The 22,129-nt window shown below is 63.8% G+C and carries 15 protein-coding genes; 10 read left to right on the forward strand and 5 right to left on the reverse strand.

Features of this window, described 5'->3' with window-relative positions:
• Window positions 1–51 precede the first annotated feature (51 nt).
• The 3 genes from CKW35_RS11735 to CKW35_RS11745 are packed head-to-tail and all read left to right on the forward strand — an operon-like array spanning window position 52 to window position 3,642.
• A complete protein-coding gene (locus CKW35_RS11735) occupies window positions 52–1,956 on the forward strand; it encodes an ATP-binding protein (protein WP_016488797.1) in 1,905 nt (634 codons plus the stop codon).
• Window positions 1,953–3,281, forward strand: coding sequence for a sigma-54 dependent transcriptional regulator (locus CKW35_RS11740; protein ID WP_016488798.1), 1,329 nt, complete (start codon window positions 1,953–1,955; stop codon window positions 3,279–3,281). Before CKW35_RS11735 ends, CKW35_RS11740 begins: the two co-directional genes overlap by 4 nt.
• 25 nt (window positions 3,282–3,306) lie before the next feature.
• Window positions 3,307–3,642 (forward strand): GlpM family protein, encoded by a 336-nt coding sequence (locus CKW35_RS11745; protein ID WP_016488799.1) that lies wholly within the window; start codon window positions 3,307–3,309, stop codon window positions 3,640–3,642.
• Between the two features lie 29 nt (window positions 3,643–3,671).
• Here CKW35_RS11745 and CKW35_RS11750 read toward each other — a convergent pair whose 3' ends face one another.
• A complete protein-coding gene (locus CKW35_RS11750) occupies window positions 3,672–4,667 on the reverse strand; it encodes an alpha/beta fold hydrolase (protein WP_016488800.1) in 996 nt (331 codons plus the stop codon).
• 196 nt (window positions 4,668–4,863) lie between these two features.
• Here CKW35_RS11750 and metR point away from each other — a divergent pair, with 196 nt between their 5' ends.
• Window positions 4,864–5,781 carry a transcriptional regulator MetR gene (gene metR / locus CKW35_RS11755; RefSeq protein WP_016488801.1) on the forward strand — a complete coding sequence of 306 codons (918 nt, stop codon included), beginning with the start codon at window positions 4,864–4,866 and terminating at the stop codon, window positions 5,779–5,781.
• Here the strand turns inward: metR and CKW35_RS11760 are convergent.
• Window positions 5,765–6,178, reverse strand: a complete 414-nt coding sequence (locus CKW35_RS11760; protein ID WP_023047129.1) for an NUDIX domain-containing protein — start codon at window positions 6,176–6,178, stop codon at window positions 5,765–5,767. The genes metR and CKW35_RS11760 overlap by 17 nt on opposite strands.
• A 130-nt stretch (window positions 6,179–6,308) precedes the next feature.
• On the opposite strand from CKW35_RS11760, the gene CKW35_RS11765 reads away from it, so the two are divergent.
• Together CKW35_RS11765 and CKW35_RS11770 are read left to right on the forward strand one after the other, a co-directional pair.
• Window positions 6,309–10,589, forward strand: coding sequence for a DEAD/DEAH box helicase (locus CKW35_RS11765; protein ID WP_095115976.1), 4,281 nt, complete (start codon window positions 6,309–6,311; stop codon window positions 10,587–10,589).
• 244 nt (window positions 10,590–10,833) lie between these two features.
• Window positions 10,834–12,453: an FMN-binding glutamate synthase family protein gene (locus tag CKW35_RS11770; protein ID WP_016488804.1), complete on the forward strand. Its 1,620-nt coding sequence runs from the start codon at window positions 10,834–10,836 to the stop codon at window positions 12,451–12,453.
• A 124-nt stretch (window positions 12,454–12,577) separates the two neighbouring features.
• On the opposite strand, the gene CKW35_RS11775 is transcribed toward CKW35_RS11770, so the two are convergent.
• On the reverse strand, window positions 12,578–13,996 hold the full coding sequence (locus CKW35_RS11775; RefSeq protein ID WP_016488805.1) for an amino acid permease: 1,419 nt from the start codon (window positions 13,994–13,996) through the stop codon (window positions 12,578–12,580).
• Between the two features lie 390 nt (window positions 13,997–14,386).
• On the opposite strand from CKW35_RS11775, the gene CKW35_RS11780 reads away from it, so the two are divergent.
• The 3 genes from CKW35_RS11780 to CKW35_RS11790 all read left to right on the forward strand — a co-directional run bounded on the left by CKW35_RS11780 (window position 14,387) and on the right by CKW35_RS11790 (window position 18,925).
• Window positions 14,387–17,536, forward strand: coding sequence for a transglycosylase domain-containing protein (locus CKW35_RS11780; protein WP_095115978.1), 3,150 nt, complete (start codon window positions 14,387–14,389; stop codon window positions 17,534–17,536).
• Window positions 17,537–17,625: 89 nt separating this feature from the next.
• Complete coding sequence (locus CKW35_RS11785; protein WP_016488807.1) at window positions 17,626–18,171, forward strand: PadR family transcriptional regulator; 546 nt, start codon at window positions 17,626–17,628, stop codon at window positions 18,169–18,171.
• On the forward strand, window positions 18,164–18,925 hold the full coding sequence (locus CKW35_RS11790; RefSeq protein WP_095115980.1) for a siderophore-interacting protein: 762 nt from the start codon (window positions 18,164–18,166) through the stop codon (window positions 18,923–18,925). The genes CKW35_RS11785 and CKW35_RS11790 overlap by 8 nt, the downstream gene beginning before the upstream one ends.
• A 119-nt stretch (window positions 18,926–19,044) precedes the next feature.
• Here CKW35_RS11790 and CKW35_RS11795 read toward each other — a convergent pair whose 3' ends face one another.
• Entirely contained in the window at window positions 19,045–19,680 is a 636-nt protein-coding gene (locus tag CKW35_RS11795) for a Pr6Pr family membrane protein (protein WP_016488809.1), read from the reverse strand.
• 1 nt (window position 19,681) lies between these two features.
• Window positions 19,682–19,903 (reverse strand): VF530 family DNA-binding protein, encoded by a 222-nt coding sequence (locus tag CKW35_RS11800; RefSeq protein ID WP_016488810.1) that lies wholly within the window; start codon window positions 19,901–19,903, stop codon window positions 19,682–19,684.
• A gap of 164 nt (window positions 19,904–20,067) precedes the next feature.
• Here CKW35_RS11800 and CKW35_RS11805 point away from each other — a divergent pair, with 164 nt between their 5' ends.
• Window positions 20,068–22,122 (forward strand): TonB-dependent receptor, encoded by a 2,055-nt coding sequence (locus CKW35_RS11805; RefSeq protein ID WP_016488811.1) that lies wholly within the window; start codon window positions 20,068–20,070, stop codon window positions 22,120–22,122.
• The last annotated feature ends 7 nt before the right edge of the window (window positions 22,123–22,129 follow it).

The raw sequence follows: 22,129 nt of genomic DNA on the forward strand, positions 1-22,129 counted from the left end.
TGCCACGGGACCCACCGGGCAGCGGATGCTGGTCGTGACAAGGCCACTGTGATGAAATGCGACCCCTCGCTACTGCTCCCTGCCAAGCCTGCCGTGAATTCCCGCCTGATCCGACAATTGCTGTTACCGCCACTGATCATTCTGCTGATGGTCGGCCTGGGAATGGCTGGCTACCTGATCAGCGAGAGCAACGGCATCCGCACCCTCAGCGAAAACGGCGAGCGCCAGCTGGAGCTGCACGCGCGTACGGTCGAAAGCGAAATCAGCAAATATACCTACCTGCCCAGCCTGCTCGAGCTGGAAGACAGCGTTTCACACCTGCTCACCGAGCCGGACGGCGGCTCGCGCCAAACGGTCAATGAATACCTTGAGGGGCTAAATCGGCGCAGCCGCAGCCGCGCCATCTTCGTCCTCGACACCAATGGCCGGGTACAGGCCACCAGCAACTGGCGCGACGCCGACTCGTTTCTCGGTGAAGACCTGTCGTTCCGCGCCTACTTTCAGACGGCTGTGCGCGGCGAACCCGGGCGTTTCTACGGCATCGGCAGTACCACGGGCGAAGCCGGCTATTACTTGGCCCATGGGCTTGAAGAACACGGCAAGATCATTGGCGTGGCGGTGATCAAGGTGCGTCTGGATACGCTCGAGGAGCGCTGGCAGCGTGCCCGCCTGGAGGCATTCGTCAGCGACGAGAACGGCATCATCATCCTCTCCAGTGACCCGGCCCGACGCCTGAAGTCGGTGCGCCCGCTGACCCCGCAAATCAAGGAGCGCCTGGCGCGCAGCCTGCAATACTACTGGTGGCCGCTCAACGAACTGCAGCCACTGGCCCGGGAAACCCTGGCCGATGGCGTGGAAAAGCTGACCTTTCCGGCCAACAGTGAAACCGCGCACGGCAAGCAGCACGAAGTCGCCTACCTGGCCCAGACCCGGCGCCTGGCCGATACACCCTGGCACTTCACCCTGCTGACCCCGCTGCAGGACCTGCGCCGCGAATCCATGGTGCAGGGCGTCCTGGTGGGCGTAGCCTTTGCCTTGCTGGCCATACTCGGCATCGCCTGGAACGAGCGGCGCAAGGTCATTGCCACCCGCCTGGCGGCCCGCGAAGCACTTGAGGCAGCCAACAACCAGCTGGAGCGACGCATTGCCGAACGCACGGCAGACCTGCGCGCCAGCAACGAACGCCTGAAAGGCCAGATTCGCGAGCGCAGGCATGCCGAGCAGACCCTGCGCCACGCCCAGGATGAGCTGGTGCAGGCTGGCAAGCTGGCCGCCATCGGGCAGATGTCCACCAGCATTGCCCATGAACTGAACCAGCCGCTGGCCGCGCTGCGCACGTTGTCTGGCAACACCGTGCGCTTCCTCGAACGCGGGGCGCTGGAAACGGCCAGTACCAACCTGCGTACCATGAACGACCTGATCGACCGCATGGGGCGCATCACCGCCAGCCTGCGCTCGTTCGCCCGGCGCAGTGACGACAGCGGCCAGGCCTCACTGGCCAAGGCGGTAGAGGCCACCTTGCAGGTGTTGGCCAACCGCATCAGCGCCTGCCATTTGCAGTTGCATCACCAGTTCGAGGACCAGCAACTGGCCATCGACCAGACCCGCCTGGAGCAGATTCTGGTCAACCTGATCGGCAACGCCCTCGATGCCATGGCCGCACAACCGTTGCCCGAGCTGTGGCTGGAGGGCGAGCTGCAGGGTGACAAGTACCGCTTGCAGGTGCGCGACAATGGCCACGGCATCGACGCTGAGGCGCGCAAGCACCTGTTCGAACCTTTCTTCACCACCAAACCGGGCGAACATGGCCTGGGCCTGGGTCTGACCCTGTCGGCGAGCCTTGCCGCCGCCGCCAAGGGCAGCCTCAATGTCGAGCACCCCGCCACTGGCGGCACGGCCTTCGTCCTGGCCCTGCCCCTGGTCACCCCTCCTAGCGAACCGGCAGAGCAACCATGAACCAAGCGCCACTTACCGTCCTGATCGTTGAAGACGACCCGCATGTGCTGCTCGGCTGCCAGCAGGCACTGGCCCTGGAGGACATCGCCTGCGAGGGCGTGGGCAGCGCCGAGCAAGCGCTGGAACGCATCGGCGACGATTTCGCCGGCATCGTCGTCAGCGATATCCGCCTGCCGGGCATCGATGGCCTGGAACTGCTCAACCGCCTGAAGGCCCGCGACCGCAGCCTGCCGGTGGTGTTGATTACCGGTCACGGTGACATCGACATGGCGGTCGGTGCCATGCGCAATGGCGCCTACGACTTCATGGAAAAACCGTTCTCCCCCGAACGCCTGGTCGACGTGGTGCGCCGCGCCCTCGAACATCGCGGGCTGTCACGCGAGGTGGTGGCCCTGCGCCGTCAACTGGCCGAGCAGAGCAGCCTGGAGGGGCGCATCATTGGTCGTTCGCCGGCCATGGAACACTTGCGCGAACTGATCGCCAACGTCGCCGATACCTCGGCCAACGTGCTGATCGAAGGCGAGACCGGTACCGGCAAGGAGCTGGTCGCCCGCTGCCTGCACGATTTCAGCCGGCGCCAGGGCCAGCCCTTTGTAGCGCTGAACTGTGGCGGCCTGCCGGAAAACCTGTTCGAGAGCGAGATTTTCGGCCACGAGGCCAACGCCTTCACTGGCGCCGGCAAACGCCGTATCGGCAAGATCGAACACGCCAACGGAGGCACGCTGTTCCTCGATGAAGTGGAAAGCATGCCGATCAACCTGCAGATCAAGCTGCTGCGCGTACTGCAGGAACGCACGCTGGAGCGGCTGGGCTCGAACCAGAGCATCCCGGTGGACTGCCGGGTGATTGCAGCGACCAAGGCCGACCTCGATAGCATGGGCCAGAGCGGCCAGTTCCGCAGCGACCTGTACTACCGGCTGAACGTGGTAACCCTGGAGCTGCCTCCCCTGCGCGAGCGCCGTGAAGACATCACGCAGTTGTTCGAACACTTCCTCCAGCAGTCAGCCCTGCGCTTCGACCGTGAAGCACCGATGCTGGATAGCCAGATCCTGTCACGCCTGATGGCCCACGACTGGCCGGGCAACGTGCGCGAGTTGCGCAACGTGGCCGAACGCTATGCCCTGGGCCTGCCGGCGTTCAAAAAGGGCCCCAGCGGCGGTGCCAGCCAGGGCCTGGGCTTTGCCGAGGCAGTGGAAGCGTTCGAGCGCAACCTGCTCAGCGATGCACTGCAACGCACGGGCGGCAACCTGAGCCAGGCCAGCCAGGAGCTGGGCATGGCCAAGACCACGCTGTTCGACAAAGTGAAAAAGTACGGCCTCGGCTGACCTCAACCCAACCTGGAAAAAAAACGTGGACCTGGTATTCAAAGCTGCGCTCGGTGCTGGCGTGGTGCTGCTGCTGGCGGTGCTGTCGAAAACGCGCAACTACTACATCGCAGGGCTGGTGCCGCTGTTTCCCACCTTTGCCCTGATTGCCCACTACATCGTTGGCAAGGGGCGCAGCATTGCCGACTTGAAGGCCACCATCCTGTTCGGCATGTGGTCGATCATTCCCTATTTCGTGTACCTGGCAACCCTGTATGTGCTGGTCGACCGCCTGCGCCTGGAGACGTCGATGGCCCTGGCCACGGTAGCGTGGCTGATGGCCGCGACCGTGCTGGTGACCTTGTGGGTGCGGATGCACTGATCAAAATGCGCGCTGGCTGCTTCGCGGAGTCAGAGCCCGGCGATGTGCGTGACCTCTTGCCTGTGCGCCTGCAAATAAGGCAATACCGCCCCCAGCAGCGGCGCCTTGAACGGCTCCTGAAAGCGGTGCGCCAACCCAGGTATCAGGCGCAACTGGCTGCCCTGGATATGCGCCGCCAGGTGCACGCCGTGCATCACCGGCAACAACGGGTCGGCCGTGCCATGCACCACCAGCGTCGGCACACGAAGCTGGTTCAAAAGCTCGACGCGGCTGGGCTCGGCCAGTATCGCCATGATCTGGCGCTTGGCCCCGTCCGGGTTGAACGCCCGGTCATAGGCGACCGCCGCCTGGCGCAGCAATACCGCGCGGTCGTCCCGCACCTCGGGGCTGCCTAAAGCCGCCAGCAGGTCGGCCTGCTGCTCGATGGCCACTTCGCGGTTCGGCGCGCTACGCCGGGCCAGCAGTTGCACCAGCGCCGGGGCCGGCGCAGGCAGCCCCGCGGCCCCTGAACTGGACATGACCAATGTCAGGCTGCGCACGCGCTCGGGGGCCATGGCTGCCAGATGCTGGGCGATCATGCCGCCCATGCTCACGCCCAAGACATGAAACTGGCGTACACCCAATGCGTCCATCAGGCGCAAGCCGTCATCGGCCATATCCGTCAGCGTATAGGGCGCCGCCACCGGCAGGCCCAGCTTGTAGCGCAACAGCTCGACCGTCAGGTTGGCCGACGGTGGCACCTGGTTCCAGCGTGACAGGCCGACATCGCGGTTGTCGTAGCGGATCACCCGAAAGCCTTGGCGGCACAGGGCCTCGACCACATCGTCCGGCCAATGAATCAGCTGCCCGCCCAGGCCCATCACCAGCAGCAAGGCCGGGTCACGCTGCGCCCCGACGCTCTGGTACACCAGGCTGACGGCGCCCAGCTCGGCACGCTGCACCGGCACATGGGCGTCACAATGCTGTTCGGCGAAACTCGCCGGTACGCTGAACATGAAGAAAAGAAAAAGCCAAAAAGCCCGCATGAAAGAAACACCAGAATGCAGATCCCCAGTAGAGCGCGAGTCTGATGAATTCTGTTCGATCGCGCTGCCACAGTTCGGTGACAGTTTCATGACTCCCGCCAGGCGGTGCATCCAAATGCCCAGTCGACAGCCGCGCCAACATGAGGGAAACTCAACTCACCCCCTGTTTCTTTAAATTTCAACCCCGGAGTCAGCAGTGCTGGAGATCCGCCACCTGAAAACCCTTCATGCCCTGCGCGAAGCCGACAGCCTGGTGGAGGCCGCCGAGCGCCTGCACCTGACCCAGTCGGCGCTATCGCACCAGTTCAAGGAACTGGAAGAACGCCTGGGCCTGCCCCTGTTCGTGCGCAAGACCAAGCCGATCCGCTTCACCAGTGCCGGGCTTCGCCTGCTGCAACTGGCCGATGCCACCCTGCCGCTGCTGCGCGGCGCCGAGCGCGACATCGCGCGCCTGGCCGGCGGCACTGCCGGGCGCCTGCACATGGCCATCGAATGCCATAGCTGCTTCCAGTGGCTGATGCCAACCATCGACCAGTTCCGCGACGCCTGGCCGGAGGTGGAGCTGGACCTGGCCTCCGGCTTTGCCTTCGCCCCATTGCCGGCCCTGGCCCGCGGCGACCTGGACCTGGTGGTGACCTCCGACCCGGTGGACCTGGCAGGCATCACGTATGTGCCACTGTTCACCTATGAGGCAATGCTGGCGGTGGCCAACCAGCACCCGCTGGCCAGCAAGCCTTACATGGTGCCGCAAGATCTGCTCGACCAGACGCTGATCACCTACCCGGTGGAGCGCGACCGCCTGGACATCTTCACCCGCTTCCTGGAGCCGGCCGACATCGAGCCGGCCGCCGTACGCACCTCGGAGCTGACGGTAATGATGATGCAGCTGGTAGCCAGCGGCCGCGGGGTATGCGGCATGCCGCACTGGGCACTGCACGAGTACAGCTCGCGCGGCTATGTGAAGGGCAAACGCCTGGGTGAGAAAGGCCTGTTCGCCACCCTTTATGCGGCCGTGCGCACCGACATGCTCGATGCGCCTTACATGCGCGACTTTTTGCTGACCGCCAAAGACACCTCGTTCGCCACCCTCGATGGGGTCAGCGCGGTGCGTTGAGCGCCTGGCGGTACAGCGGCAGGATCAGGTCGCGGGTCAGCGGCGCCAGTGGCATGACGGGCGCCTGGTCAGCGGCCAGCCAGACAACCTCTTCGATCTCCGCAGCCGGGACCACGGCTGCGGCGCTGTCGACACGAAACAACTCGGCCTGCACTTCGAAGCCAGGCTCGTTGGCGGCTGGGGCACTGAACTGGCCCAGGTGCACGGCCTGGGCCGGGTCGATGTGCAAGCCCAGCTCCTCGTTCAACTCGCGCACCAGTGCCTGCACCGGCGTTTCACCGGCATCGATCTTGCCGCCTGGCTGCATGAAAGCCCCGGTGCCGCGCTTGCGCACCAGCAGGGTTCGGCCCTGAGGGTCGATCAGCAGGGCGGCGGCGATGCGGATTATGTTCGGCATGGATCAGCTCACTCAAGAAATCAAAGAAGGTATCGCCTGCGCTTGCCGGCGATAGGGCCAGCGCAGGCAACATAGCATCCGCGACGAACGGCCCCTTGCCAACCCGCCGCATACACTCCATAACCAACACATGAACCTGCCCGCCAAACACCACCCGGTGCTCGCGCTGTTCCACCCTGCCGTGCGCACCTGGTTCCGTCGCCATTTCGCCACGGTCACTGAAGCCCAGGCACAGGCCTGGCCGCTGATCCATGCGGGCCAGTCGATGTTACTGGCCGCGCCGACCGGTTCGGGCAAAACCCTCAGTGCTTTCCTGGCGGTGCTCGACGAGCTGTTCCGTGAAGGCCTGGAGCACCTAGGTGAGCTGCCCGCGCAAACCCAGGTGATCTACGTTTCACCGCTGAAGGCCCTGTCGAATGATATTCGCCTGAACCTCCAGGCCCCGCTCGAAGGCATCAGCCTGGCCCTCACAGACCAGGGCCTGAACGCCCCACACATCACCACAGCCGTGCGCACGGGCGACACGCCACAAAAGGAACGTGCTGCCATGCGCAAGCTGGCCCCGCACATTCTGGTGACAACCCCCGAATCGCTGTACGTGTTGATGGGCTCGGCTTCGGGCCGTGAAGGCCTGGCCAACGTGCACACGGTAATCGTCGACGAAATTCACGCATTGGCCGGCAACAAGCGTGGCGCCCACCTGGCGCTTACCCTCGAACGCCTGCAAGCCTTGTGCAAACGGCCACTGCGGCGTATCGGCCTGTCCGCCACGCAACGCCCGGTCGAGCGGGTGGCACAGTTTCTGGTCGGTAGCGGGCGCCCCTGCGCCATCGTCGATGTAGGCCATGCGCGCGAACGCGATCTGGCCATCGAAGTGCCGCCGGTGCCACTTGGCGCGGTAATGGCCAACGATGTCTGGGGCCTGGTCTACGACCGCTTGGCCACCCTCGCCCGCGAACACCGCACCACGCTCGTATTCGTCAACACCCGGCGCCTTGCCGAGCGCATCACCCGTCACCTCAGCGACCGGCTGGGCAAGGAGGCGGTCGCCGCGCACCATGGCAGCCTGTCCAAGGAGCTGCGCCTGGGTGCAGAGCAGCGGCTCAAGCGCGGCCATTTGCAGGTGCTGGTCGCCACCGCTTCGCTGGAGCTGGGCATTGATATCGGCGATATCGACCTGGTGTGCCAGATCGCCTCGCCAGGTTCGATTGCCGCCTTCCTGCAACGGGTTGGCCGCGCCGGCCACCAGGTGGACGGCGTGCCCAAGGGGCGCCTGTTCGCCACCTCACGCGATGACCTGATCGAATGCGTGGCCCTGCTGGACTGCGTGCGCCAAGGCGAACTGGACGAGCTGCACATACCCCGGGCACCGCTGGACGTGCTGGCCCAGCAGATCGTGGCCGAAGCCAGTAACCAGGATTGGCACGAACAAGCCCTGTTCGACTGCTTGCGCCAGGCCACGCCCTACACCGAGCTCGACCAGCGCCACTACCAGGCGCTGCTCAGCATGCTCGCCGAGGGCTACAACGGCCGCCAGGGCATCCGCAGCGCCTATTTGCACCGCGATGCGGTCAGCGGCACCTTGCGCGGCCGTCGCGGCAGCCAACTGACGGCATTGACCAGCGGCGGCACCATCCCTGACAACGCCGACTACACCGTACTGCTGGAACCACAGGCAATGAACATTGGCAGCGTCAATGAAGACTTTGCCGTGGAGAGCATTGCCGGCGATATCTTCCAGCTGGGCAACGCCTCCTATCGCATTCTGCGCGTCGAGGCGGGCCGCGTACGGGTGGAAGATGCCCATGGCCTGCCGCCGACCATTCCGTTCTGGCTGGGTGAAGCGCCCGGGCGCAGCAACGAGCTGTCTGCCGCCGTGGCGCGGCTGCAGGCACGGGTCGACCAGCAACTGGCCCAGGCTGACGGCGACATGGTCGAGGTACTGGCATGGTTGCAGGCTACCTTCGAACTGGACGAAGACAGCGCCAGCCAGTTGCTCGACTACCTGGCCCGCACCCGCGAGGTGCTTGGCGCCCTGCCCTCGCAGGACACGCTGGTGATGGAGCGCTTTTTCGATGAGTCCGGCGGGACCCAGCTGATCATCCATTCGCCCTACGGCAGCCGCATCAACCGCGCGTGGGGCCTGGCCCTGCGCAAACGCTTCTGCCGCACCTTCAATTTCGAGCTGCAGGCTGCCGCCAGCGAGGATGCCATCGTGCTGTCGCTGTCGACCAGCCACAGTTTCGCGCTGGACGAGGTGTGGCGTTACCTCAATAGCCGCAGTGCCGAGCAGATCCTCGTCCAGGCGGTGCTGGATGCGCCGCTGTTTGGCGTACGCTGGCGCTGGAACGCCGGCGTTGCAATGGCCCTCCCGCGCTTCGTGGGCGGGCGCAAGGTCGCGCCACAGATCCAGCGCATGAAGAGCGAAGACTTGGTGGCCGCTGTGTTCCCAGACCAGATCGCCTGCCTGGAAAACATTGCCGGCGAGCGGCAGATACCCGATCACCCGCTGGTCGAACAAACCCTGGACGACTGCCTGCATGAGGCGATGGACAGCGAAGGTTGGCTGGCCCTGTTGCGACGCATGGAAAGCGGGGCGGTACGTCTGCTGTGCCGCGACCTGCCCGCGCCTTCGCCACTGGCCTCTGCCATTCTCAATGCCAGGCCGTACGCTTTTCTGGACGATGCCCCGCTGGAAGAACGGCGCACCCAGGCAGTACTCAACCGACGCTGGAGCGAAGTGCACAGTGGCGACGACCTGGGCGCGCTGGACGCTGATGCCATCGCCGCCGTCGCGGCAGAAGCCTGGCCACAGCCAGGCAATGCAGACGAAATGCACGAAGCGCTGATGGGCCTGGGCGCCATCAGCCAAGCGGAAGTGCAGGGCAATGCCAGCTGGGACCTGTTGCTCAGGCAACTGGCCCAAAATGGTCGGGCCTTGCGCCTGGCGGACGAAAAGCTGTGGTTGGCGCGTGAGCGACTGGGCCTGCTGCAGAGCGTGTATCCGGACGCTGTGCTGGAACCTGCCTTGCAGATGCTGCCTGGGTTCGATCAGGCCCCCGAGCCGGACCTTGCCCTGACTGAACTGTTACGTGCCCGTCTGAGTGGCCATGGCCCCAGCACCGCGCCACAGATAGCCGCACCGCTTGGCAAGCCGTTGCCAGCCGTCGAGCAGGCACTGGCCCGCCTGGAAGCCGAAGGCTATGTGCTGCGCGGGCATTTCAGCCCTGGTGCAACCGACCTGCAGTGGTGCGAACGCCATTTGCTGGCGCGCATTCATCGCTACACCGTGAAACGCCTGCGCCGGGAGATCGAACCGGTCAGCCTCCAGGACTTCATGCGCTTTCTGTTCGACTGGCAGCACTTGGCACCTGACGAGCGCTTGCGTGGTCCGCAGGCGCTGGCCGAAGTGCTGGGCCAGTTGCAGGGGTTTCCCAGCGCCGCCGGGGCGTGGGAGGCGGAACTGCTGCCTTCGCGCATCAAGGACTACAGCCCCCACTGGCTCGACGATGCCTGCCGCAGCGGCCAGTTTGCCTGGAGCCGGCTGGCGGCAACTTTGGCGAGCAGCACCCTATCAAGTACCCCACTGGTGCTGCTGCCGCGCGACCAGCTGAACACATGGCGCAGCCTGGCGCCCGCCCCAACGGTGGATGCCCTTGGCCTGCGTGCGCAACGTGTGCACGAAGCGCTTAAAACCGAGGGGGCGCTGTTCTTCGATGAACTGGCGCATGAGGCACGTCTGCTGCCCAGCGAACTGGAAACTGCGCTGCAGGAGCTGGTGGGTTCGGGCCTGGTCGGTGCGGACAGTTTCACCGGCTTACGCAGCCTGATCACCCCTGCAGCCAAGCGCAGCTCGCGTAACAGCCGCCGTGGCCACCCGCCGCTTTCCAGCAGCATGGCGCATGCCGGGCGCTGGGCACTGCTGCGCCGCAGCGCTACGCCACCGGATCAAGACCAGCGCCTGGAGTACATCGCCCGCACCCTGCTGCGCCGCTATGGCGTGATCTGCTGGCGGCTGCTGGAGCGCGAGAGTGATGTACTGCCGCCCTGGCGTGAACTGCTGCGCTGCTATCACCGGCTGGAGGCGCGTGGCGAGATCCGTGGTGGGCGCTTCATTGCCGGGCTGGCGGGTGAACAGTTCGCCTTGCCGGAGGCGGTGGGGTTGCTGCGGCAGGTGCGCCGCCGCGACCCGGACGGGACGTTGCTGGTAGTGAGTGGCAATGACCCGCTGAACCTGACCGGCTCGTTGCTGCCCGGGGCGAAAGTGCCAGCGGTGAGTGGTAACCGCTTGTTGTATCGCGACGGGGTACCGGTGGCGGTACGGGTGGCCGGGCGTTACTCGTATCTGGTCGAGGCGCCCGCACAAGAGCAGGAAATCTGGCGGCAGAAACTGCTGCGTGACAAGCACTGAGCGTTAGCGGCTGTACCGGCCCTATCGCCGGCAAGCCAGCTCCCACAAAGATGTCACTTCGCTCGAAGCTGGTGATGACCTGTAGGAGCTGGCTTGCCGGCGATAGGGCCGGTACAGCCAGTACATAACTTGGCGAGAATGATTTTCGCTACCCCGATTTTAATTTGCAGGGCCCTGCAACTTGGCTATGGTCGGGGTTTGCCCCCAGGCCCTGAGCCTGACCGCGCCATCGCAAGGACCCTGTATGAGCCTGTCACTCCTCAGTCGCTATGCCTTCTTCGCAGCCTGTGTGCTGTTCACCCTGGCGAGCTTGCCCTTCACCCACCACGAATGGTTGTGGCCGTTCACCCTGACCACGGGCATCCTCAGCCTGATCGGCTTGTTCGACCTGCTGCAGCAACGCCATGCCGTACGCCGCAACTACCCGATCCTGGGCAACATCCGCTATCTGGTCGAGGCCATTCGCCCGGAAATCCGCCAGTACTTGCTGGAGTCCGACAGCGACGCCCTGCCATTCTCCCGCGCTCAGCGCTCGTTGGTGTACGCCCGGGCCAAGAACGAAGCCTCGGACAAACCGTTCGGCACCCTGATAGACGTATACGAGTCTGGTTTCGAGTTCATCGGCCACTCCATGCGCCCGGCGCCGCTGGCCGACCCAAGCAGCTTCCGCGTCATCGTCGGCGGGCCGCAGTGCAGCCAGCCGTACTCGGCCTCGATCTTCAACATTTCGGCCATGAGCTTCGGCTCGCTCAGCGCCAATGCCATCCGCGCCCTCAACCAGGGCGCCAAGCTGGGCAACTTCCACCATGACACCGGCGAAGGCAGTATCAGCCCTTATCACCGCGAGCATGGCGGCGACCTGGTCTGGGAACTGGGCAGCGGCTACTTCGGTTGCCGCACGCCGGACGGGCGTTTCGACCCCGAACGCTTCGCCGCCCAGGCGCGCAGCCCGCAGGTGCGCATGATCGAAATCAAGATGAGCCAGGGCGCCAAGCCCGGCCACGGCGGCATCCTGCCCAAACACAAGGTAACCCAAGAGATTGCCGAGACCCGAGGCGTGCTGATGGGCGAAGACTGCATCTCGCCGTCGCGCCACAGCGCTTTCTCCACGCCGATCGAGATGATGCAGTTCATTGCCCAGCTGCGTGAGCTGTCCGGCGGCAAACCAGTCGGCTTCAAGTTCTGCCTGGGCCACCCGTGGGAGTTCATGGGCATCGCCAAGGCCATGCTGGAAACCGGCATCCTGCCCGACTTCATCGTCGTCGATGGCAAGGAAGGCGGCACCGGCGCCGCACCGGTAGAGTTCACCGACCATATCGGTGTGCCGCTGCGCGAAGGCCTGCTGTTCGTGCACAACACGCTGGTTGGCCTGAACCTGCGTGACAAGATCAAGCTCGGGGCCAGCGGCAAGATCGTCAGCGCCTTCGACATCGCCAGCGTGCTGGCCATTGGTGCTGACTGGGCCAACTCGGCGCGTGGCTTCATGTTCGCCATTGGCTGCATCCAGTCGCAGAGCTGCCACACCAACAAGTGCCCCACCGGCGTGGCCACGCAAGACCCACTGCGCCAGCGCGCTCTGGTGGTGCCGGACAAGGCCCAACGGGTGCTGAACTTCCACCACAACACCTTGCGTGCCCTGGCCGAAATGCTCGCGGCGGCGGGCCTGGACCACCCGGCGCAGCTGGAAGCCAAGCACCTGGTGCGGCGCGTCTCGGCCACCGAGATCAAGTTGTTCTCGCAGATGCATGTGTTCTTGAAACCGGGCGAGTTGCTGACCGGCGAGGTGAACGGGCAGTTCTATTCACGCATGTGGCAACTGGCCCGGGCCGACAGCTTTGAGCCACACAGCGAAGTGGCTGCCTGATAGAGCCCTGGGGCTGCTACGCAGCCAGATCGCGACACAAGGCCGCTCCTGCAGAAATACGCGATCTCCTGTAGGAGCGGCCTTGCGCCGCGATGGGCCGCAAAGCGGCCCCAGAGGTTTCAGATCAGGAAGCAGTACTGGCCACACCTTGTACGTCTTTCGGCGCCAGACGGAACGCGTAGTACAGCACGGTCAGCAGCACCAGGAACGCCGGGCCAATGTACAGGGCCACACGGGTATCCTCGAAGTACGCCATCAAGCCAACCACCAGCACCAGGAAACCCAGCGCCAGGTAGGAGCTCAGCGGCCACAGCCACATGCGGTACTTCAGTGCCTTGCGCTCAGCAGTGGAAAGACCGGCACGGAACTTGAGCTGCGCCAGCAGGATCATCACCCAGGTCCAGATTGCACCGAAGGTGGCAATCGACGTTACCCAGACAAACACTTTTTCCGGCACCAGGTAGTTGGCCAGCACGCCCAGCAGTAGCGCGCCGATCGACAGCAGCAGTGCATTGCGCGGTACGCCATTCTTCGAGGTACGGGCAAAGGCGGCAGGGGCCTGGCCGTTTTGTGCCAGGCTGTAGAGCATGCGCCCGGTGCTGAAAATCCCGCCGTTGCACGACGACAGTGCCGCGGTGATGACCACGAAGTTGATGATGCCGGCGGCGGTCTTGATGCCGAGGCGCTCGAAGGTCATGACGAACGGGCTACCCTGGCTGCCAATTTCGTTCCACGGGTAGATCGACAGGATCACGAACAACGCACCGACGTAGAACAGCAGGATGCGCCAGAACACCGAGCCAATGGCCTGTGGGATGGTCTTTTGCGGGTTGCGTGCTTCGCCGGCGGTCAAACCGATCATTTCCACACCCAGGTAGGCGAACATCACCATCTGCAGCGACATCAGCACGCCGGTCACGCCATTCGGCATGAAGCCGCCGTTGCTCCACAGGTTGGAGACACCTACAGCCACACCGTCATTGCCGAAGCCGAAGGCAATGACACCGATGCCGCCAAGGACCATGGCGATGATGGTGACAATCTTGATCAGGGCGAACCAGAACTCGAATTCACCAAAGGCCTTCACCGCTACCAGGTTAACGGCGCCCATGCTACCCAAGGCTGCCAGGGCCCAGATCCAGCGGGGCACGTCGGGGAACCAGATACCCATGTAGATGGCTACTGCAGTAATTTCGGCGACACAGGTCACCAACCAGAGGAACCAGTAGTTCCACCCGGTGAGGAAGCCCGCCAGCGGGCCGAGGTAGTCTTGGGCATAGCGGCTGAACGACCCGGCGACCGGGTTATGCACGGCCATTTCGCCAAGGGCGCGCATGATCACCAGGATGGCCAAGCCACCGATGATGTAGGACAGCATGATGGCAGGGCCGGCCATTTCGATGGCTTTGGCCGAACCGAGGAAAAGACCGACGCCGATACAGGCGCCCAGCGCCATCAGGCGGATGTGCCGTTCGCCCAGTTCACGCTTGAGCGGGCCGCCTTCATTGGCCTGGCCATGGGCAGAGTGGTTGCCGACTGGCATAGCAATACAACCTCATTTTGTTATTGGATTTGACCTTCGTGCAGCACCGGCCAGGCCGATAGGCGTGGCGTCTGCTTGCCAGGCTGGCTTCGTGGGCCGGCCCGTGTGCCGGGGTAGAGCGCCCGGCAGGGCGAAGGGGCCGAGCAGTATAGGAAGACCGTTGCAGGGTTTTTCGCTGTATATACAGGAATAATCAGCAAGTTTTCTCGCCCGTGCAGCGGCCCGGAAAACTGCCCCGGCACCATAGCAACATCTCGGGGTCAAAAAACCCACACCAAAGCCGCATAGCCCTACCCGCTTTTCTCCACCTCCTACAAATTTTTCACCTCACCCGCTCAACGTCTAAGCTTCAGACAAGCAAGACGAAAACACCTGGCCGGATTGAAGACTATGGGCGCACTGTGGCAATCGGAACCAAGCAGAACGGAAGCACCCGAGATACCTCCGGCCGAGACGCCCCAACCGAAGCCCCCCCGTCAGCGTCGGCTTTGGTGGCGGCTGATCATCCTCATCCTGCTGGTGGCGCTGGTAGCCATCGGCTTCGCTGCGTATGACGAATTCCGCACCTCCGAACTGCAATCGCGCGAGTTCAGCAAACTGGCCGCTACGCTGACCTACTCGCTGGAGCCTGGCCCTAGTGACGCCATCATCTACCCCGGTGAAGGGCCGTTCGACAAACGACTGGGCTACAGCGCTCTGGGCGAATTCCTGCCACGCCTGCTCAAGCGCGATTACCTGATCACTGAACAGGTGAGGTTCTCCCCTGCGCTAATGAACTACGTCGATCATGGGCTGTTCGCGCCCTATATCGAGAAAATTCAGGCCGGCCTGTCGATCACTGACTGCCGCGGCGACACGCTGTACCAGTACAACTATCCACAGCACCTGTACCCGAACTTTGCCGCGATCCCGCCGGTGATGGTCAACAGCCTGTTGTTCATCGAGAACCGCGACCTGCTCGATACCCAGGACCCGCGCAACAACCCCGCCGTGGACTGGCCACGCTTTGCCAAAGCCGCCTACAGCCAGGTGGCCAAGTACCTGGCTTTGCCTGGTCAGTCTGCGGGCGGCAGCACGTTGGCCACGCAACTGGAAAAGTACCGCCACTCACCGGACGGCCTGACCGTGTCGGGTGCCGAGAAAATCCGACAGATGATTTCTGCCAGCGTGCGCGCCTACCGGGGCGGCCCGGATACCACCGAAGCACGCCAGCGCATCGTGCGCGACTACCTCAACAGTGTGCCGCTGTCGGCCGTGCCCGGGCACGGCGAAGTACACGGCATGGCCGAAGGCTTGCGGGTGTGGTACGGCGCCGACTTCGACCAGGTCAACCTGGCGCTGAATTCCACCGCCACTGACGCCGAAAGCATGGCCACACGCGGCCTTGCCCTGCGCCAGGTGCTGTCGCTGATGATTGCCCAGCGCCGCCCGTCCCACTACCTGTCCAAGGGCCGGGTCGAGCTGGCCGAACTCACCGATTCGCACATCCGCGTGCTCGCCGCAAACAATGTGATAGAGCAGCCACTGGCCGAAGCCGCACTGGCCAGCAAAGCGGTCTATCGCGACTGGGTAGCGCAGCCAACCATCGTGCCGATCGTCACCAACAAGGGCATCAGCCTGGCGCGTAACCGGCTGGCAGCCATGCTCAACCGCCCGCTGTATGATCTCGACCGCCTCGATGTGTCGGCCACCAGTACCCTGCAGGCCGACCTGCAACTGCAGGTCAGCCAGTACCTGAAAAACCTTGCCGACCCCGAGTTTGCCGCGCAGATGGGGCTGATCGGCGAGCGCCTGCTCACCACCAAGACCACCGACCAGGTGAGCTACAGCTTCACCTTGTTTGAGCGCACGGCCGACGGCTCGCGAGTACGGGTGCAGACCGACAGCACCAACCAGCCCTTCGACATCAACGAAGGCAGCAAGCTGGAGCTGGGCTCCACCGCCAAGTTGCGGGTGCTGACCACATACCTGGAGATCATCGCCGAACTGCACGACAAGTACGCCGGCAAGCCCGCTGCCGAGTTGAAGAAGGTCGAAGTCGCCGAACTCGACCGCATTACCCAGTGGTCGCTGGAATGGCTGGCGCAGAACAGCAAGAACCAGAGCCTGGACGCCATGCTCGACGCCGCGCTGGAGCGCAAATACTCCGCCAATACCGGTGAAGCCTTTTTCACAGGCGGCGGCATGCACGTGTTCAACAACTTCCGCAAGGAAGACAACAGCCGCAACCCGACACTCAAGGATGCCCTACGCGAATCGATCAACCTGCCGTTCATCCGCCTGATGCGCGACCTGGTGCGCTACGTGACCTACCAGCAGCCGTACAACCGCGTGCCGCTGCTCAAGGACGACGCCGACCCTCGCCGCCAGGAATACCTGGCCCGCTTCGCCGACAAGGAAGGCACCAACTACCTGATGCGCTTCTGGAAGAAATACCAGCGCAAAACCTCGCAGCAGCGCCTGGACACCTTCCTGGACAGCATGCGCGTGACCCCACAGCGGCTGGCAGCGGTGCACCGCTACCTGTTCCCTGAAGCAGGGCAGGAAACCTTCAATGCCTTCGTACGTGCCCACCTCAAGGGCGACAAGGCTGCCTTGGGCAAGTTGACCGACGGCCGCCTGTCAGAGATGTACGATGCCTATGGCCCCGGTAAATACGACCTGCCCGACCAGGGCTACATTGCCAAGGTCCACCCGCTGGACCTTTGGCTGCTCGGCTACCTGCTGAAGAACCCGAGCTCGACCTTGACCGAAATGGTCAACGCCAGCCGTTTCGAGCGCCAAGAGGTGTACAGCTGGCTGTTCAAGAGCCGCTACCAAGGGGCCCGCGATAGCCGCATCCGCACCATGGTGGAGATCGAAGCCTTCCTCGACATCCACCAGCGCTGGAAGCGCGTTGGCTATCCATTCGACCACCTCGTGCCCTCGCTGGCCACCGCGATCGGCAGTTCGGGCGACCGTCCTGCCGCCCTGTCCGAACTGGTCGGCATCATCCAGAACGACGGCATACGCCTGCCTACCCTGCGCATCGACACCCTGCACTTTGCAGCCAATACACCTTATGAGACCAAGTTGATCACCGACCCGGACCGGGGCGTGCGGATTCTGCCCGTGGAAGTGGCGCGCGCACTGAAAGGCGCCATGTCGCAGGTGGTGGATGCAGGCACGGCGCGGCGTATTTCCGGCAGTTTCAAGCTGCAGGACGGTACACCACTGGTGATGGGGGGCAAGACCGGTACCGGTGACAACCGCATTGAAAGCTTCGGCGCCGGTGGCAGGCTGATTGGCTCGCGCTCGCTGAACCGTACAGCCACCTTTGTGTTCTTCCTTGGCGACAACCACTTCGGCACCCTCACCGCCTTCGTGCCGGGGCGCTCGGCAGAGGCATTCAAATTCACCTCGGCGCTGCCGGTGCAGGTTCTCAAAGGCATGGCCCCGATTCTCATGCCGTACCTGCAGCCGGGTAATCCGAATGAGTGCAAACCGCCACAGGTGGCCGTGAACACACCGACTGCGGCAGGGAACGTATCGAATGACTAGATGATAATCATCAGCATCCAGAGGCTTGTCTTTAGATATATCTTGAGTAATATCTTACGATATATCGCAAACGACGGAGCCCTGTCCCCATGCGCGAACACACCCCCCATGATCCCTTCGAGCGGCGCCCCGGCCGCGGCGAGCGCGGTCCACGCGTCTTCGCCCCCGGTGACCTCAAGCTGCTGATGCTGGACCTGCTCGCAGACCAGCCCGGCCACGGTTACGACCTTATCCGCCAGATCGAAAACCTGTTCGACGGCAGCTACAGCCCTAGCCCCGGGGTGATCTACCCCACGCTGAATTTTCTAGAAGAGGCCGAGTTGATCAGTGGCCAGGTGCAAGGCAGCAAACGCCTCTATGCCATCACCGACGCCGGGCGCAGCGCCCTGGCCGAGCAGGCTGTCGCCCTGGACGGCGTGCGCATGCGCATCGAGGTCAGCAAACGCGCCCTGCGCGGCCACGACCGCCCGCCAGAAATCCATGAAGCAGTCGGCAACCTGCGCCACGCACTGCACATGCACAGCGGCCGCTGGACACCGGAAGAGATCCAACGGGTCCGCGACTTGCTCAACCATACCGCCAAGGCCATCGCCTCCGGGCCGGCCGAACCTGTCAGGGAGGCTTCCCATGAGTGACACCATCCACCGCGTCAACCACCAGATCCGCCAACGCCGTTTGCAGGTACTGCGGGTCACCGAACTGACCCCACGCATGCGCCGCATCACCCTCGGCGGTGCCGAACTGCAGGGTTTCACCAGCGTGGGCAGTGATGACCATATCAAGCTGCTGTTCGCCGAAACGCCGGAGCAACAGCAGGCCATCGAGGCCCGTAATATGGGCCGGGACGGTGGCGCACGGCCGACCATGCGCGAGTACACGCCACGGCGCATCGACCTGGTGGCCAATGAACTGGACATCGACTTCGTACTGCACGGTGATGGCCCCGCCTCCATCTGGGCCGCCCAGGCCGCGCCTGGGCAAACCCTGGACATCGCTGGGCCACGAGCATCAATGGTGGTGCCGGATATTTTCGACAGCTACCTGCTGATCGGTGACGAAACCGCCATTCCGGCGATTGGTCGGCGGTTGGACGAACTGCCGGCTGGCCGCCAGGTGCTGGCGGTGATCCAGATCGAAGACGAGCAGGAGCGCCAGCCGCTGCCGAGCAAGTCACAAGTCGAAGTCATCTGGGTGCGTCGCCAGCAAGAAGATTTGCTGGAACTGTTGAAGAATCTGACCTTGCCGCAAGGTCGGTTGTACGGCTGGGTGGCGCTGGAAAAAGCCCTGACCCGCCAGGCCAAGGCGCTATTGCTGGAAAAAGGGGTGCCGGAGGATGCGCTGAAGGCAGCGGCCTACTGGCGTGCCGACGGGACTGCGGACGACGAGTGATCTTGGTTACCTGTACTGGCCCTATCGCCGGCAAGCCGGCTCCCACAGTTATTGCACAGCCCATGAAGGCTATGGGGTACCTGTAGGAGCTGGCTTGCCGGCGATAGGGCCAGTGCACGCTAAGCGAATCTGTTCGACCCGCGCCACTTATCCAGCCCCAGCAACACCAGCCCTATCCCCCAGAACCCCGCCAGCACCCCCAGGGCATTGAGCATCACCTGCCCATACCCCAGGCTCGCCACATCGATGAACGGGTAGGCATACACGCCAATCTCGCTCCCCCGCCACAGCGCGTAGGCGAAGTACACCGCCGGGTAAATCGCCCACACCGCCAAGTGCCAAAGCCTCAGGCTGCCCTTGGGCACCTCCCACCACCAGTACACGGCATAAAGCACCGGCATCACGTCGTGCAGCAACTCGTCCGCCAGCCATTGCCAGCCCTGCGGTTGCCACAAGTGACGCAGCAACAGGCTGTAGGCCAGCGCCACCAGCACGATGCTGGCAGCCACCGCAGTACTCACCGACGGCGACAGGAAAAAACGCCTGACTCGGCCTTCACGACCGAACGCCGCATAACTGACCACCGCCGCCACCAAGGTATTGGTCAGCACGGTGAAATAGCCGAACACGTTGATCAGGCCGCCAATCAGGCTGGCCTGTTCCTGCCAGCGCGCCAGCAGCACCAGGTATACCTGCACGGTCAGGCCGAACCAGCCGAGCACGGCGATGCTGGTCAGCCAGGGGCGACGCGGCATATCAGGCCTGGCGCTGCAGCTTCACGTACAACTGCTCGACCTTTTCCCGCGCCCACGGTGTCTTGCGCAAAAAGGCCAGGCTCGACTTGATGCTGGGGTTGCTCTTGAAGCAACGCACATCGATGCGTTCGGCCAGGCCCTGCCATTGGTAGTGCGCCACCAGCTCGGTGAGGATCTGTTCAAGGGTCTTGCCGTGCAGCGCGTTGTGTTGGGCCGTGCTCATGCTGTGCTCCGTTGGAAAGATGCGCACCTTACACGAGTGTAGTGGCGGACGGGATCCGTCAAGTCGACAGAAAAACTGCTGGCCAGGCGTAAAACCTCTGTGCTGAAATAGTTATGTTATGTTGTAACACTAAAAAAGCATCTGCCAAGGAACGCCCCATCGCCATGTTGTACCCAACGCTTCGTCTCTCCCCCCTTGCCGTCGCGCTCTGGCTGGCTGCATCGCCCAGCCAGGCCGTGGAACTCGAACCACAGGTAATTACCGCCAATCCGCTGGGCAACCGCCAGCTGACCGCCCCCAGCACCGTGCTCGAAGGCGACAACCTGCTGCAACAACAGCACGGCAGCCTCGGTGAAACCCTGAACAAGCAGCCCGGGGTCGCCTCTACCTGGTTCGGCCCTGGCGCCAGCCGCCCGGTGATCCGCGGCCTGGACGGCGACCGCATCCGCATCCTGCGCAATGGCGTCGGCGCCCTGGATGCCTCATCGCTGTCCTATGACCACGCCGTGCCGCTGGACCCGGTTACCGTCGAGCGCGTCGAGATCGTCCGTGGCCCGGCCGCCCTGCTCTACGGCGGCAACGCCATCGGTGGCGTGGTCAATACCTTCGACAACCGCATCCCGGACGCACCGATCGAAGGCATCCACGGTGCCGGCGAGCTGCGCTACGGTGGCGCCGACACCACCCGCAGCAGCGCCGGCAAATTGGAGGCGGGCAACGGTGCCTTCGCCCTGCATCTCGATGCCAACAGCCGCCAATTCAACGACCTGCGCATCCCCGGCTACGCCCGCAGCGCCAAGGTACGTGACGCCGATGAGCCCGGCAGCAAACACCGCCTGGAAAACAGCGACGGCCGCCAAGATGGCGGTGCCGTCGGTGGCGCCTATCACTGGGATCACGGTTACGCCGGCCTGTCTTATAGCCGCTACGACAGCAATTACGGCTCGGTGGCCGAATCCGGTGTGCGCCTGGACATGAAACAGGACCACTACGCCTTCGCCTCCGAACTGCGTGACCTGGATGGCCCGTTCAGCTCCGTCAAGATCGATGCTGGCTATACCGACTACGAACACAGCGAGATCGAAGAAGGCGAGGTGCACACCACCTTCAAGAACAAGGGCTACGAAGCCCGTATCGAAGCCCGCCACCAACCGCTCGGGCCGGTGGAGGGGGTGATCGGTGCTCAGGTCAGCCGCAACGAATTTTCCGCCCTGGGCGAAGAGGCTTTTGTCCCACACACCCATACCAACAGCCTCGCGCTGTTCATGCTGGAGCAATGGCAGGCCACACAGCGGCTGAACCTGAGCCTGGGCGCACGCGTGGAGCACACTCGGGTAGACCCTGACGCCAAAGGCAACGAAAACTTCGTCGATGCCGACAGCGCCAGCAGCTTCAACGCCTTCAGCCTGTCATCAGGTGCGGTGTACCAGCTCGACCCGATCTGGTCGCTGGCCGCCAACCTCGGCTACACCGAGCGCGCCCCGACGTTCTACGAGCTGTACGCCAATGGCGCGCACGTGGCCACCGGCGCTTTTGAAGTTGGCGACGCCAGCCTGAACAAGGAAAAGGCCATCTCTGCCGACCTGGCGCTGCGCTTCGACAATGGCACCCACAAAGGCAGTGTCGGGGTGTTCTACAGCCACTTTCGCAACTACATCGGGCTGATCGGCACCGGCAACCTGCGCGAGGGCGGGCATGATCACGACCATGGCGAGGACGACCACGATCACGACCATGACCATGACCACGACGGTTTCCCGGAATACCAGTACCAGGGCGTGCGGGCGCGCTTTTACGGCATCGAGGCCCAGGACCGCTGGCAACTGGTCGAGAACCGTTACGGCAGCTTCGCGCTGGAGTTGTCTGGTGACTACACCCGGGCCAAGAACCTCGACAGCGGCGAACCGCTGCCACGCATCGCCCCGCTGCGCCTGAACAGCGGCCTGGTGTGGGAACTGGACCGCTGGCAGGCGCGGGTCGATGTCCAGCATGCCGCGTCGCAGCACCGCAAACCGGCCAACGAAACCAGCACCGATGGCTACACCACACTGGGTGCAAGCATTGGCTACCGCTTCGAAGTTGGCCAGAGCCAGTGGTTGGCGTTTGTGCGCGGCGAAAACCTGACCGACCAGACCGTGCGTTATGCCAGCTCGATCCTGCGCGATATCGCGCCGGCGCCGGGGCGTAGTGTCGAAGTGGGGTTGCGTACCACCTTCTGAAATCGCG

The sequence above is a fragment of the Pseudomonas sp. Irchel 3F3 genome (genome assembly GCF_900187545.1).
Classification (GTDB): domain Bacteria; phylum Pseudomonadota; class Gammaproteobacteria; order Pseudomonadales; family Pseudomonadaceae; genus Aquipseudomonas; species Aquipseudomonas fortuita.